Source organism: Selenomonas sp. oral taxon 892 str. F0426, from assembly GCF_000468035.1.
GTDB lineage: Bacteria > Bacillota > Negativicutes > Selenomonadales > Selenomonadaceae > Centipeda.
Genome location: NZ_KI260539.1, coordinates 21,552 through 36,850 on the forward strand (window position 1 = coordinate 21,552; position 15,299 = coordinate 36,850).

Here is a 15,299-nt window from a genome sequence, read left to right on the forward strand (position 1 = left end):
AATATAACATCCTCCAATTGTCCTAGGACTATTGGAGGATGTTTTTGCTTTTAATACAATTATATGCTATTATGTAACGTGGCATAATATCCGATACAACATATAAGTAGGAATATATCTATGGGAGTGCGGAACATGAAGAACAATCGAACGAAACTATCGCAGCGCGTGCGCTATGCGCTGCTGGCGGGAATGGCGGGCGCTTTTTTGATTCCGCAGGTGGGCTTTGCTGCACCGATGGGTGAGCACGATGTGACGTCAGGTGTTACTGTCGGCCGCGTAGGCAGTACGACCAATATTGGCGGCACCGCAGCAAACAACCTCATCAAATGGAATAGTTACTCCGTGGAAAATGGGGAGACCGTTGCCTATGACAGCAAAAACTATCTGAATTTGGTTACAGGGAGCAATACCTCTACCATCAATGGTACGATCACAGGCGGCGGTGATATCTATCTCGTCAACCCGAACGGTGTTATCTTCGGCAAGACCGCCTCGGTCAATGTTGGCAGTCTCCATGTCTCAACACAGAATCTGAGTGCGGTCAATGATGCTGCATTTACTGCAAGCGGCACATCACCAATCAACACCACCGCAGCAGGGCTCTCCGATGTCGTCAATATGGGAGCGATCACGGCGACGAACGTCGAGGTCGTGGGCAAGAGCATTCGCTTCCTCAATGCGGCAGATGTCAGCGGCTCTGTTGTGATGCACACCGATACAGCTGACGATGGTACGGCACATATTGGCTATCGGGGGAGCGCACCGACATCCGGTTATACGGTCAATGGAGTTGCTGCGACGGCGGCAGACAACTATTATCAGCTTGTCGGTAATACAACGGAATTTCAAGCGATGAACACAGATGTCACAAAGAATTATATGCTCGAGAATGACATCAATTTCGGCGGCGGAGGACTGACACCGATCGGTGACAACGCTACACCTTTTACGGGGAAGTTCGACGGCAATTTCTTTCGGCTGCAAAACTTTACGATTACGGGAGGCGTATACACTGCACCCTTTGGCAAGGTCAGCAATTCTCGCATTGAGAATGTCGGCGTTACGGGAGCAACAGTCACAGGTGATAAGACTGGAAATCAGGATCGATGGGCGGGCGGTCTTATTGGGTATGCAGACGGAACAAAGATCAAGAATGTCTATATAAAAAACAGCACAGTTGACGGCGAAGCTGGTCAGCATGGTGGTATTGTCGGACAGACGGCAGGGACAACGCTCGATAGTATTTACAGCGAGGCACGTATCGGTGAGGGCGGCGGGGTTATTGGCCGGTCTGCAGCCGGGACTGTTGTTAATGACACGTATAGCAATTCGAGCAAGATTGCAGGGTCAACGGGAACGGAGCTCATCTATTTCTTAGATCCAAACAATGGAACAACAATCAAAAATACATACATGATAGGGCCTAGACTTGCGACCAATGATGCGGGTTTAAATAAAAATAATACCACGAATACATTTATTATTGATAAATCTACGGGGTTGGCAACTAAGTTCAAAGAGACCCCGAATCCAACCAATTCGAAACCAATGACCGCGTCGAGCACCTACGCCGGCTTTGATATCAACAATGACGGCACGCCGGGCGCAAAATGGCGCATCTACGAGGGGCGTACTACGCCGATGCTGACCGCCTTTATGAGCGGAACGGCGACGGCGAACTACAGCTATCGCTATTTCAATGCAGATGGCTCGGTCGCTGATACCTCTGCCGCTGCAGTCAAGCAGAACAATGGTGCGGATGTTACGGGGCTCGAGTACAACAGCAAGTATGTCAAGATTGTTGACAATACTGGAAATGCCGTCGGCAATAAGTCGAATCAGGTCGTCTACTCAGACCCTGTCGATCTTAACAAGATTCACGACTATGTCAATGCCACGACGAAGGACTTCGACAAGACAAACGGTGTCCGCAATGCGGGAACGAAGGCGATCCTCTGGACGGATCAGGATGGGCCGAACCTGCGCGGCGTCAACATCACAATTGATCCGCGCGAGGTGAAGCTGACGGGCGGCAACCTTGATGTTACGCGCATGTATAACGGCAAGAAGTCGGTCAAAGACGCGTTCGAATACGCACTTACACATGGCGGTGTTGGCACTGCGGGCTTTACGTCAGATGATATCGCCGAGCATTCTGTCTCGCTCAATACGACAAGCTTTACTGCTGATATGGCGGATAAGAATGTTGTCCGCAATGCTAACGGCACCTATGGGCAGAAAAATGTCACCTTTGGTGGGACGATCACCTTCTCCGGGGATGATGCGAAGAACTACACGTTCGACAACTCCTCCATCAGCTCGCTTACGGGCAAAGTACGTATTACCCCTGCGCCGCTCTATCTCGACATCGGAAAGAACAAGGCGGCGGATAAGATCTATGACGGTACGGTGAACGTCGCGGACAACGAGATGAAGCAGTCAGTGTCTCCAAAGAATATCAAGCTGCGGGATACAATCGTCGACGGTACGTCTGACGGCACGCGCATGATCGACGATGGCGGCACAGTGGACACGGTATCGATCAAAAACATTGCCGATCCGACCTATACAGACGCATCGGGTGCACCGCAGATTCATGTTGGCAGCCACAAGCTCCAGTATACAAATGTGGGGTTGGACACAACAACACATCCGGACGGACTGAACTACGATCTCTACTACACGCCTAATGGCGGCTCGAAAACCAAGGTTACGGACGAAAAGCTCTACCTAGACGGCGATATCGTAAGGCGTGGGATTTCACGCAATAGCTTCACGGTCTACAACAGCGACAACAGCGTAGCATCTGCCACGAAGCCCTATGATGGGACGAATGTGTATACGCCAGGAACTGGTCTCTACCTCTCCTCGAATGCTGGAGCATCGACTAACCCCAATGAGGGCATTGTCACGCGCGATCAGGGACATATCACCTTCCAGCTTGCGGGTGGTGCTTACTTTACGAACAATGCCGGTACGCGGACGAAAAACGTAGCGGAGGCGACGAAGGTCGCCTATACGGCGAAGGGACATGCAGACAGCCATACGGATACGTATGGCGGCCATCTACTCTCGGACTACTATGTGCTCAATGAGGACGGCGTAACGAAGGACCCCCTCGATGGTATCTTTTCTGCCTCCGGCGCTGGTAAGATCACACCAAAAACGGTCACGGCGACCATCAAACACTCGCCGATTACGAAGGTATATGATGCCCTGCGAGCTCATGACAAGACGGGCGATGATATCATCACACTCGCGGGCGTTATCGCCGGTGATACGGTGACGAATACGTCTACGGCGGAATATCGGTCGAAGAATGTCGTCTACTCTGGCGGCACCCCGACGACGCAGATTGTCGACTATACGGCGAAGTTCTCCATTGCAAATGCTGCCGAGGCGCAGAACTACACCTTCTCCCCGCAGGCAACTCCTGCGTCTGCAACACCGGTCACAACGACGACGACACTGACCGGTCTCGGCATAATCACGCCGCGCCCGATCACGATGAGCTTTGCCTCAGTCAGCAAGGTCTATGATGGCACAGCTACGAACACAGACCTCTCCTCGCCTACGCTCAACGACGGTGCGAGCGGAGCTATTCTGCAACGTGACTTTGGCGCATCCGGCCCGACGCTCACGGGGCACATTACGAGTCGTTACGGCGATGGAACGACGTTGTTCACGGAGAATCCAAATGCTGGCAATCGCTCTGTGGAGTATGTGGGCTTCCAGAATACACTTGGTACAAACTATATAGTGGCGGACAAGCAGTACGGCACTGGCACGATCACGCGCCGTCGTATTGATCCGTCTTCCTTTAACGTATACAAAAGGAGCGATAATACACCCGCGACGATCACCAAGGTCTATGACGGCACCTCCACCTATAACGTGGGGACCGATGTCTATCTCTCAGCGAACACCGCACCTCTCGGAGATACGGGCATTGTCTCGCGGGACTTCCAGAAGGTGACGTTTGCTCTCGCGCCCAGCACGCAGGCACATTTTACGAGCGATGCAGCAGGGCAAAATGTGACATCACATGTGCGTGATGCGCGCTATGCGGCCTATGATATTGTGGCAGCGACAACGGATCCGACGAATCATCCCCTTTCGAACTACACCTACGGCCCTGTAGGAAATACGCAGAACTTAGAGAGTCTCCACAACGCCAGAGCAACGGTAGCAGGAGCCTCTATTACCCCTGCCTCGCTGACGGCGACGACACATTTCCTCGAGAAAGTCTACGACGGCATCGCCGGACATACGGACGGCAACCAGAATGTGATCCTGGGCGATCGTGTGGTCAGCTTCACGGGGTTCGTGGGCAGTGATGCGACGAAGTTCAACAATGAGAGTGCCGGTGCCTATGGGAAAGATGTGGTGCTCGATGGCCACGGAAATCCGACGACGAAGAATGTCACGTACACCATGCAGCTGAGCGGCGCAAATGCGGACGATTATCGTATCCTGCACCCCAACAATGCTTCTCAGCAGGGGACGCTGACGAACGGTGGGAATACGCTTGCGTTTTCGTGGAATGTGGCGAATGCGGCTCGGGTGACGCCGCGTCCTGTAACGGTCAACTTTGCCGATGTCCGCAAGACGTACGATGGAACAGACGTGAATACGTCGATCACGGCATCCTCGCTCAACGACGGGCTGAATGGCCGCGTATTCCAGAAGGATGGTATCAGTCCGACGAGCTTTGCTGCGAACAGTGGCATCCAGAGCCGCTATGTGGATAAAGATACGCACGGAAACTATGCGTCGGCACACAATGCGGGGGCGCATGAGGTTGAGTATACAGGCATCCAGGGAACGCTCGGCAACAACTACAAGGTGGAGAGCACCGCATATGGAAAAGGGCGGATCGATCCGCGCCGTCTCAACCCGACGGATATTGTTGTGCGCAACAGCGATGGTACAATTGCAACGGCAGAGAAAGTTTACGATGGGAAGTCGATCCATCGTACCCCTGCGGCGGGCACGTATCTCGTACTCCCTTCCGGTGGTACGAATGGGATTGTTTCACGCGATGCGGGCAAGATCAGCCTTGTACTGAAGGCTGATGCAGCCGGGCATTTTACAAGTGATGCGGCGGGCAAGCAGAGAACCTCGCACGTATCGGAGGCGCAGCACATCGCATATGACGTGGTGGCGCGTACGACAGATCCGACGAACAATCCACTCTCGAACTATACATTCGGCGCAGATGATGCCACCGCGCGAAATCTCGAACAAGTGAATACAACGAATCCAGGGCATGTGACGGCGGCGGGAAGAATTACACCGCGTGAGATCACAGCTGTGACGGAACGGATTGCTAAGGTCTACGACGGCCGTGCAGCACATACGGATAACAATCGCAATGTCATCGTTGGCAATGATATCCTGAAGTTTACGGGGATGGTCGCGGATGAGACCACGAGCGATCCCTATGTCAACACCTCGACGGCGGTTTATCTGAATACGGGCGGTACGGAGGACGCAAATGTAGCCTATGCCGCAGGTGCAGTGACGACAAAGAACGTCAAGTATACGGCGCGACTCACGGGCAAATACGCAGATGACTACAAGATTGCTGGTGCGGCGAATACGACGACGACGGCCTATGGGGTCAAGACGGTGACAGCGGAGCTGTCTCCTGTTGCGAATGCCGGTACGATCACGCCTCGCAAACTCAAGGTTGCGATCGACCATGTGAACAAGACCTATGATACCGACAGTACGAATACAGAGGTGCGGGGACTCACGCTCACGGGCGATCCAGCGAGTGCCGTTTTGTCTGATATTCTCAGCGATGATCATATTTCTGACCAAAGTCTGAAGAATGCCTTGCAGGGCATGCTTACGGCGACGACCCCGACCGCGACGAGCGATTACGGGCGTCTTTCTGGCGGGAACTTTACGACCGATCCGCATGCGAGCAACGGTGTTGATCATGATGTGCGCTATACGAATGTACGGGGCGCGTTCCGCAACACCTTTGGAGCCCAAGCGGCTGGCAACTATACCGTCGATGATACGGTCTATGGTAAGGGTACCATCGCAAAGGTGAATATCAACGCTTCCGACGTACGATTCAAAACCTCGGGTGCAGAGAAGGTTTATGATGGGACGAAAAACGTCCTGTGGAAAGATCCCGTAACGAATATTTACTATGGCGACGCAGAACATGTCAGCAAATACATCACAGAAGCAAAAGTGACGCTGAACGGCAAGGAAATTGATCTCCTTGCGCGCGGTGATATCGACGTCAATATTCCTGGGACACAGTATACGAATGCGAACGCGACGAATGGAACGCCGGATACGGTTAAATACCATCTCTTCCTAAAGGATCGCAATATCATCATCTCGGGAGATAATAACTTCTATAGTTCGGATACAGGTACAATCAAGCGGCGTACTCTGACGCTTGATCTTGCTGAGAAGGCCGGCATCAACAAGATCTATGACGGTGAGCGAACGCTTGTCGATAAGAATACGCGTCACTATACCGCGTTCGAAGGGAATGACAGTCTCGGAAATGTCCGCTATGCGGCGGGTACTACAGCGGATACGAAGCTCGTGAACGATGGGGCGCAGGTATCTGTTGCGGCTGCTTATGCAGATAAGAATGTTGCGTATGACAGTAACGGCGACCCTGCCGCAAAGCAGATTACCTATACAATGCGAATCAATGGGGATGCGGGTAAGAACTATCTGCTCTCCGACGGGATAAATCCGGCGGTTAACGCAGAATCTGCCAGCGGGTTGACCCTGCAGGCGACAGGAACGATCGCACCACGCACGCTGAACCTCCACTTTGAAAATCCTGCACAGAGAGGATATGATGGCACCTCTGAGAATACGGATATTGTACTTCGTGCTGCCAACCCTCTGACGGCAGATAACTCTGACGGGCGTGCTGCACTTGCGATGCGCGAGGTTACGCCGTCCGACTTTACCATCACGAGTGCGGTCAAGAGTGACTATGGCCATCGTGCGGCAGATGGGACGTTTACCGCTGATGGGAGTGTCGGCGATAAGGATGTCGAGTTCCGCAATCTGGCAGGCCTCCTGCCGACGGCGTATCGCGGCAACTTTGTGCTGGCGGATAAGTCCTATGCGACGGGTAAAATTGGACGCACGCGCATCAATGCCAATGATGTGCAGTTCGGCACGGCATTGGCGAGCAAGGTCTACGACGGGACGACGGATGTCCTCTGGCGCAAGGCTGACGGCACATACTCCGGTGATCTCAAGGATGTTCGTAAGTACATTACGAATGCCTATGTAATGGTCAACAATCGACGGGTCGAGCTGCAGAATGACATCGTGCTTGATCCAAACAACAAACCACAGTATACAGATCCCAATGTAACCCCATCTACAGGCGTGGATATCACCTATACCTTCTCGCTGGACAACAAGAATTTTGACATCGATGGGACGAACCATTTCTCAAAGACGGGGAAGGGGACGATCACCCCACGTGATCTCCAGACGCAGATGCCGGCACATATCTATAAGCAGTATGATGGACAGTCGACATTCACGCAGAACAACAGTGACTATGCTGCAGCAATTGCGAGGGAGAACCTCATGCCGCTCGCAGAGCGCGACAAGGCATATCTTGATCTCTCCGTCATTGGCACATATCATAGTCCAAATGCAACTGTCGATACGGAGGCCGATGCAAAACTAAAGCCTGGTTTGACGAAGGTGGACTATGCCTTGACGCTTGGCGTAAAGCCGTCCGCTGATCCGACGGAGGCCGCAAAGCGCCTGCAGAACTATACGATCATGGGGCACCCCACGACGGGGACGGTAACGAATCGCGCTGCCGATATCTACCGCAAGGAACTGACGGTATCGATTGATGCGCTGCCGGACAAGATCTATGACGGAAAGCGTCGTGTTGACGGTCTGACTGCAGGGATGGTGCACTACACAGGTTTCGTCGGTACCGAGGGCACGGGCTTTACACTTACGAATGATGCCCTGCAGAAGATCAAGGGCAAATATGATACAGCTGATGTCAGCCGCGATGCGCACGGAAATCCGACGCACAAGGCGATCACGTACGAGGGTGTCAATGAGGCTCTGCGTGCGATGACGGGCACGGCTGAGAACTATCGTGTGGGCGCAGCCACGAACTATAGCGTTACGGACGACAAACTGAGCTATGTGCCAAGCGATGCGAAGGGGCGTATTGTTCCGCGCCCCATTACAAGCAATGACATCCTTCGTGGGGTCAAATTGTCCTTGGATGGTATCAAGAAGACCTACGATGGCACGACTGTTGTGAAGTACAAAGAAGATGCGTCGGCGGCGGCGCTCCACAACTATCTTGAGCACGCCTATATCATGGACGGCAGCAACCCGCTGACGGATGATGATGGCAATAAAATCGACATCAAGGACAGCCTGAGTGTTGATCCGACACGCACGCATTATGCAGACAAGAATGTAAATGGTGAACTTCCGCAAGGGGTGACCTACGCGTTGGACTACACGCCAACCGCTCAGAATCGCAACCTCGTGATCTCGGGCGGAGCGCTTGACTATACGGGGGCACAGGGCAAGATTCTGCGCAAGGAAGTCACGGCAAACATCTTGAGCCCGCTGACGAAGGAGTACGATGCACTGCGCGATGTTGCAGGTGTCGCAAAAAACAACAATGGACAGACGGTACAGACAGGAGATTCCCTCATTCGTTTCGACGGACTGACGGGGAATGACGGCGTGAATAACCTCTCTACGGCCAGATACTTAGCAAAGGATGCTGGGACGGGGCTGCGTGTTGACTACGATGCGCGTCTTGATTCGGACAACTATCGCATTGTGAATGCGGCCGATCTCCATTCGGATGATAATGAGATTACAAAGCGTCGACTGAATCTTGCGTTCGATGATGTCCGCAAGGAATACGATGCGACACCGAACAATGGATCGGTAACGGCACGTATTAGTAATACTGCCTCCATTGAGACACTGACGCGTGACGGTATGGCACCGTCTGGAACACACCTCGCACAGTTCAATGCGACGAATACGACGAGTCACTACGGTCGCCGCAGCGGAGATGGATTTACACCGGATGGCAATGCAGGAACGAAGGATGTCCGTTATCTGGGCATTGGTGATGTCTTCCGTCAGCACCTCGGCAACAATGCAAAGAACTATGAGTTCGGCGAGGTCGGCTGGGGGACAGGTACGATTGACCGTGCGAAGGTCACACGTCGTGACTTCACGTTTGACTTTGGCTTCGCAAGGAAAACGTATGACGGCACGAATACTGTCCTCAATGCGCGAGATCTCTTCAGCGGCAAGCTGAAGGGGAATGCGATCCCCGAGGCTGATGTGCTTCGCGTTGAGGGTAAGTATCTTGGTGAAGATGCGGGAGACTATACGAATCGGGTCAAGTATGAGGTGACGCTGAATACGGACAACTATGAGTTTACCGACGGCACGCTAAATCCCATGACAGAGGTGAAGGATGGCGCGATTGACCGCCGCAGACTTCGTGTTGGATTGCCGCAGATTACCCCGACGAAGACATACGATAAGACGACTGATGTTGTCGGCAAAGCACTGACGCGAGAGGGCGGAAGCCTAATCTCGAATCTGGATGATCATATGCGCTTCGTCTTCGTCGATGATGAAAATGGAGACGCGATCGTTGCGCGTGACCGCGGACGTGTTACGCCGCATCTCACGGCACAGTTCCGTAATAAGAACGTGGCGTGGAACGGCAACCAGGTTGCCAACAAGCCTGTTGACTACACCTATGCCCTCCGCGGTAAAGGCGTCGAGAACTACGACCTCGTAGACGATGCAGGCAACAGCATTGCAACGCTCACAAATGGTGGAACTGCCAATGCAGCACTGACTGCGCAGACCATGACGGGCGAAGGTCGTATCAATCCTTATGAGATTGTGCTGACGCCGAAGGAAAAGACGGTCTGGATCAACGACGGTCTGCCGCAGAAGTACGACTACGAGGGAACGCCGCAGGGCAAGAACTATCGTACGCTGCTTGGCGAGATTCTGCCGGGAGAGATCCGTTACGACGCACCTGGTGCGAAACTGCGTTGGGGGAACTACCCCATTGTTGGTGAGTATGTGCCTGCAGATGGTGATACGGTCTATCAGAACTATCGTTTCCGTACAGAGCAGCGGATGCTTCACGTCGGCCCATACATTCCCGACTACGAGTACTACAAGGCGATTACGCAGACGAGCAAGATGATCCCGGATGAGTATGCCTATGAGAATGCATCGCTTGACCGCCAGAGTCACTTTGGACGCAAAGCTGATGCCGAGGTGACCTATGATCCGCCCTCCATCAATACGGTGAAGGATGGCACGGACATCATGCAGACGGGTATTCGTATCGCAGATGAGACTGTCTTCAGCCTTGTGAACGAAGTGTTCGGCGCACGATAAAAATGAATATGTAAAACATAAGAAGCGCCCCATCGACGATAAGAGTGGTCGATGGGGCGCTATTTTGTACGTTATGATATTGTGAGTTGTTGACGCGGGTGATATCCCTGCTCCTTGAGTGTGGAGTCGAGGTATTCAAGTGTTGTTGGTGTAATGAGGATAAGTGTGAGGCGGAGCTTTGCCATATGGGAGGCGTTGATGCCGAGGCTCTCGAGATGCTCTGTATAGTCCGGATCGTCGGCGCCGAGCACCTTGGCGATACCTGTGACCTGCAGGCTCTTTGCACTGCCCGGCCCCTTGTACTCGTCGTAGATGGCAAGTGCTGTGTGCTTGTTCTGCTTGAGGGCACGGAATTTCAGCCCGCCTTCGGAGAAGATGACGAATTTACCTGCGCGGTATTTGTAGGTGAGCGGGGTGCAGCGGATAAAGTCGCCGTCTGCAGCGGCGAGGGCACAGGTGTTGCGTGCCTTGATGAAGTTTTCGATGACGATGCGAAGTTCATCTGCTGGTATTTTTGCAGCATGCTTGTCCTTCTCCGTCCAAAATGAGGCGGCTTCTTCGTAGTTCATGGGAATGATGCTCCTATACAGATCGTTATTTGTTTTCTGTCAACATACGCAGCAGTGCATGACAGCCGGCGTCGACATCACGGTAGGTAACGTCGAAGTTGCCCGTGTACCACGGGTCGGCAACGTCACGCTCCTCTCCGATGTAGGAGAGGAGTCGGTGAACCTTATGCTGAGGATCCCCGCCTGTTAGGCGAGCGAGGTCATGCATATTCTCTGTGTCCATGCCGATGATGAGGTCATAGGCGTCGTAGTCTTCGGCAGTCATAAGTGTGGCGCGGCGTTTCTCGAACGGAACTCCATGCGCACGCAGCTCTTCGCGTGTGCCGCGATGCGTATCACTGCCGATTTCGTCGCGATGGAGAGCCTTGGAGTCGACCGCAATTTGATCTGCAAGCCCCTCTTCACGTACAAGATGTTTCATGACGAACTCGGCCATGGGGGAGCGGCAGATGTTGCCGTGGCAGACGAATAGAATTTTCTTCATGTGTTGTTCTCCTACTGATTGTTTATTTGCCCTTAAAAGTCTACTGCAATAGACTGCGAATTGCAACCGATGTATCTTGCTCATCCCTTGTCTTTTCTTTGCGAAGATGCTAGAATGGACACAAAATATTGACTGTGATATAGGGGTTGAGATACATCATGCGTGATGAGATGAATCGTGTGAGAAGGAATGCTGTTGTGCGTGCGGGGCTTGCTGCGTGTGTCTGTGCGGGGCTTGCATGTGGGGGAACGGTGACGTTTGCTGCGCCGTCGCTTGCGCGTCCGGGAGGGGACATCGCGGGCGAACGACCTGCTCCCGAGATCGGGCTCGAGAATATGACGCCGAATTATCAGCAGTCGGGTGATGATGCACAGTTTACGATTGAAAACTTTATCATGGAGGCACCGGATCTCTACCTTGACAAGGAAGAGTTGACGCGCATTCTTGAGGAGGGGATGGGCGAGAATCGGACGATGCCGCAGCTGCGCCGGACGGTGGATGCACTGACGACATACTGTCGTACTCATGGCTATCCTGCTGCAGCAGTGTATCTGCCGCCGCAGGACAGCCCAGATGGTATTGTGGTGCTGCGTGTGCTTCCTGGGCGCTATGGCGAGATTGCGATCGAGAACCACAGCCGACTGAAGACACCTGTGGCCAAACGCATCGTCGCTGGACTGAAGACGAACGATATTATTACAACGGAGAAACTCGAGACGGCGCTCTACTCAGTGTCGGATGCGACAGGGGCACGCGCGGTCGGCGTGCTGAGTCCTGGCGCGGCGTTCGGAACGAGCAAGCTGACGGTGCGTATCGAGGACTCGAAGGCGTCGAACACGGTATTTTACGTCGAGAACTATGGCAACCCGAGTACGGGACGCTATCGCTATGGTCTCCAGGAGACGCTCTATGATCCGTCGGGAGCGGGGGATAAAATCAGTGTCGGTACGCTGATCTCGAACGGGAGTCTGCGGAATTTCTATGCGAACTATGAGACGGTGGTCGGCCGCGGCGGAACAACGCTTGGCGTTGGGCTTTCACGCATGAACTACAAGTTGGGCGGTGAGCTGTCGAGGATCGGAGCCGAGGGCAACTCTCTGACGGTTACGCTGTTCGGACAGACACCGCTCTACCATCTGACGAATCGAAGTCTCCTCGTTCGCTATGGCTATAACTATCGCAATCTGAACGATGATATTTCCGGCTATGATCTCAAGGGGAAGAAGCATACGCACAGCATCTATGCGGGCTTGGTGGGTACGCAGCAGATGCGGGGACTGATGCTGAACTACAATGCGAATTTGACGATCGGCCAGCTGGGACTCGATTCGGAGTATACGCGTATCCTGGGACGTCTCAACGATACGAAGGAAGGAACGTATACGAAGCTCGAGGCGGATGCGACGGCAGTGCAGCGCCTTGGCAACATGACAGATGTTCTCGTCAAGGTCTCGGGGCAGCTGGCGAGCCGCAATCTCGACAGCTCGGAGGAGTTCTACCTCGGCGGCCCGAACGGTGTGCGAGCCTATGCACAGGGTGAGGGGGCTGGCGACGAGGGTATCCTCGGGACGGCAGAGCTGCGCTACCACGCGCCTGTACGCGGGCTGACGCTGAGTACGTTCTACGATATGGGAACAATACGCCTGAGTAAAGGCCGCGATCTCGGAGACAACCATGTGACACTGCACGGCTGGGGGCTGGGCGCAGCATACAACAATCCTGGGGATTGGTTCGCACGTGTGGACTATGCGCGTCGCATCGGACTTGATAGCTCCGTAGCGGCGAAGAACAGCGCACGGAATCGTGTCTGGTTCATGGCTGGAAAGATCTGGTAATGCTGCTTGCGGTGCGCCTCCACACGAGTGGGGGCGCACTCTATTCATGTGGGGAAACAAAACGGCAATTCATGATGGGGTGAATGGGAAGGACTATGAGACTCAGACGAAAGCCGTGGATTGATACGGCAATTCTGGACTATGCGGATTTTGTTACGCCGCTCGGTGGAGACTGGTCGAAATGTGCAGGTGCGTGGCAGGAGACCTTCGGACGGTCGGCTCCGCTCCATGTGGAGATTGGTGTGGGCAAAGGAGATTTCCTGACGGAACTTGCTGCACGCAATCCCAGTGTCAACTATGTGGGCCTTGAGGCGCAGCAGGGTGTGCTTTACTTCGCTGCACGCAAGGCTGCCGTGCGTAGGTTGTCCAATGTCCGGCTGCTTGTTTTTGATGCCGCACGCCTTACAGAGGTCTTTGCGCCGCATGAGGTTGACCGCATTTATTTGAATTTCTCCGATCCATGGCCAAAAAAGCGTCATGCGAAGCGACGCCTGACGAGTGAGGCGTTCCTCGAGCGCTATGCTGCCGTGTTGAACTCGGACGGGGAGATTCACTTTAAGACGGATAATATGGGGCTCTTTGATTACTCCCTGGAGACGATGGAACGGGAGGGGTGGATGCTCTCGCATGTGACGCATGACCTGCACGCGCTCGGAGAGGCGGATAATATCATGACGGAGTATGAGCGCAAATTCAGTGCGCGCGGAGCAAAGATTGGCCGCCTCGTGGCCCGCCGCCCGTCGGAGCGTCTGTGATGCGTACACGCTATACGCTCTTTAAGAGTGATACGGAGCCGATCGTTATCATCATGGCGATTCTCCTTGTGACGGGGACGATCAATGTCTTCAGCTCGAGCTATGTCCTGGCGGCAATGAACTACGAGAACCCATATTATTTTTTGCAGCGGCATCTGCAGTGGCTTCTGATCGGTGTTATTGCGTGCTGGCTCTGCCGCCGCATGAACTATCAACGGATGCGCGGGCTGATGTTCGTCGGCATGGGTATTACGGTTATTTTACTTGTTGCCGTACTCTTCGTCGGAACGACGGTGAATGGGGCGCAGCGCTGGCTTGCTTTTGGTCCTCTGAGCTTTCAGCCGGCGGAGTTCGCAAAGCTCATGGCTGTGCTGATGGGGGCATTCTCGATCTCTGCGGTACTCAGCAAGGAGCATTTTCGCATGGATCGAGACGGGGGACGTGTGGCTATTCCGTTCGGAGCGATTCTTGTGATGGCCTTCCTGGTCTATCGTGAGCCGGATTTTGGGACGGCGTGCATTGTGTTTGGGGTGCCGATGCTGATGGCGCTTGTCCTCTTGGTGCCGCCGCGACGGTGGCTGTGGATCGGAGGTGTCTCGCTTGCGCTGGCGTTTGCCATTGGGACATTGCAGCCCTACCGTATGAGGCGCATCGAGGTGTGGATTGATCCGTGGTCGGATGCGCGTGATGCGGGCTATCAGATGGTGCAGTCGCTCTCGACGATCGGTTCGGGCGGCATTTTCGGCATGGGCTTCGGCGATGGCGTAAGTAAGTACGAGTATCTGCCGGAGGCGCATACGGATTTTGCGTTTGCGATCTTTAGCCAGGAGCATGGATTTTTTGGCGTAGCGCTGATTTTCTTCCTGTTTGCCGTGCTGCTCATCACTTGTATGCGTGTAGCGGTGCGTGCAAAGGATACGTTCGGCCAGGTGCTCGCACTTGGCATCATCTTCCTCGTACTCGGACAGGCACTTGCAAATCTTGCAATGGTGGCGGGACTCCTGCCTGTCGTCGGGGTGCCGCTGCCGTTTATCAGCTATGGAGGTTCCTCGCTGATCGTGACGATGGCAGGGATGGGAATGCTGCTTGGCATTGCCGACCGCAGTCAGGATACTTCTGTACCAAAGCAAAAACAGGAGGACCCGGAGAAGCGGCGCAGCAGGATTCATGTGGTGCGATAACATGGGGATTTGCGTGAGAAGAAATGATTTCA

Annotated in this window: 6 protein-coding genes; 4 read left to right on the forward strand and 2 right to left on the reverse strand. The window is 53.9% G+C overall.

Annotated elements, in window-relative coordinates; translation table 11 throughout:
* Nucleotides 1-135: 135 nt before the first annotated feature.
* Nucleotides 136-10,443 carry a filamentous hemagglutinin N-terminal domain-containing protein gene (locus tag HMPREF1992_RS05290; protein ID WP_037358871.1) on the forward strand — a complete coding sequence of 3,436 codons (10,308 nt, stop codon included), beginning with the start codon at nucleotides 136-138 and terminating at the stop codon, nucleotides 10,441-10,443.
* 71 nt (nucleotides 10,444-10,514) lie between these two features.
* Here the strand turns inward: HMPREF1992_RS05290 and HMPREF1992_RS05295 are convergent, their stop codons facing one another.
* Both HMPREF1992_RS05295 and HMPREF1992_RS05300 read right to left on the reverse strand, forming a co-directional pair.
* Entirely contained in the window at nucleotides 10,515-11,012 is a 498-nt protein-coding gene (locus HMPREF1992_RS05295) for a pyridoxamine 5'-phosphate oxidase family protein (protein ID WP_021684839.1), read from the reverse strand.
* A 25-nt stretch (nucleotides 11,013-11,037) separates the two neighbouring features.
* The gene (locus HMPREF1992_RS05300) at nucleotides 11,038-11,496 is read right to left on the reverse strand and encodes a low molecular weight protein-tyrosine-phosphatase (RefSeq protein ID WP_021684840.1); all 459 of its coding nucleotides are present in this window, start codon (nucleotides 11,494-11,496) and stop codon (nucleotides 11,038-11,040) included.
* 170 nt (nucleotides 11,497-11,666) lie between these two features.
* Here HMPREF1992_RS05300 and HMPREF1992_RS05305 point away from each other — a divergent pair, with 170 nt between their 5' ends.
* From HMPREF1992_RS05305 to ftsW, 3 genes are all read left to right on the forward strand, one after another.
* A complete protein-coding gene (locus HMPREF1992_RS05305) occupies nucleotides 11,667-13,331 on the forward strand; it encodes a ShlB/FhaC/HecB family hemolysin secretion/activation protein (RefSeq protein ID WP_037358873.1) in 1,665 nt (554 codons plus the stop codon).
* A gap of 95 nt (nucleotides 13,332-13,426) precedes the next feature.
* Nucleotides 13,427-14,086 (forward strand): tRNA (guanosine(46)-N7)-methyltransferase TrmB, encoded by a 660-nt coding sequence (gene trmB, locus HMPREF1992_RS05310; protein WP_037358714.1) that lies wholly within the window; start codon nucleotides 13,427-13,429, stop codon nucleotides 14,084-14,086.
* On the forward strand, nucleotides 14,086-15,267 hold the full coding sequence (gene ftsW, locus HMPREF1992_RS05315; protein ID WP_021684843.1) for a putative lipid II flippase FtsW: 1,182 nt from the start codon (nucleotides 14,086-14,088) through the stop codon (nucleotides 15,265-15,267). The genes trmB and ftsW overlap by 1 nt, the downstream gene beginning before the upstream one ends.
* Nucleotides 15,268-15,299: the final 32 nt, after the last annotated feature.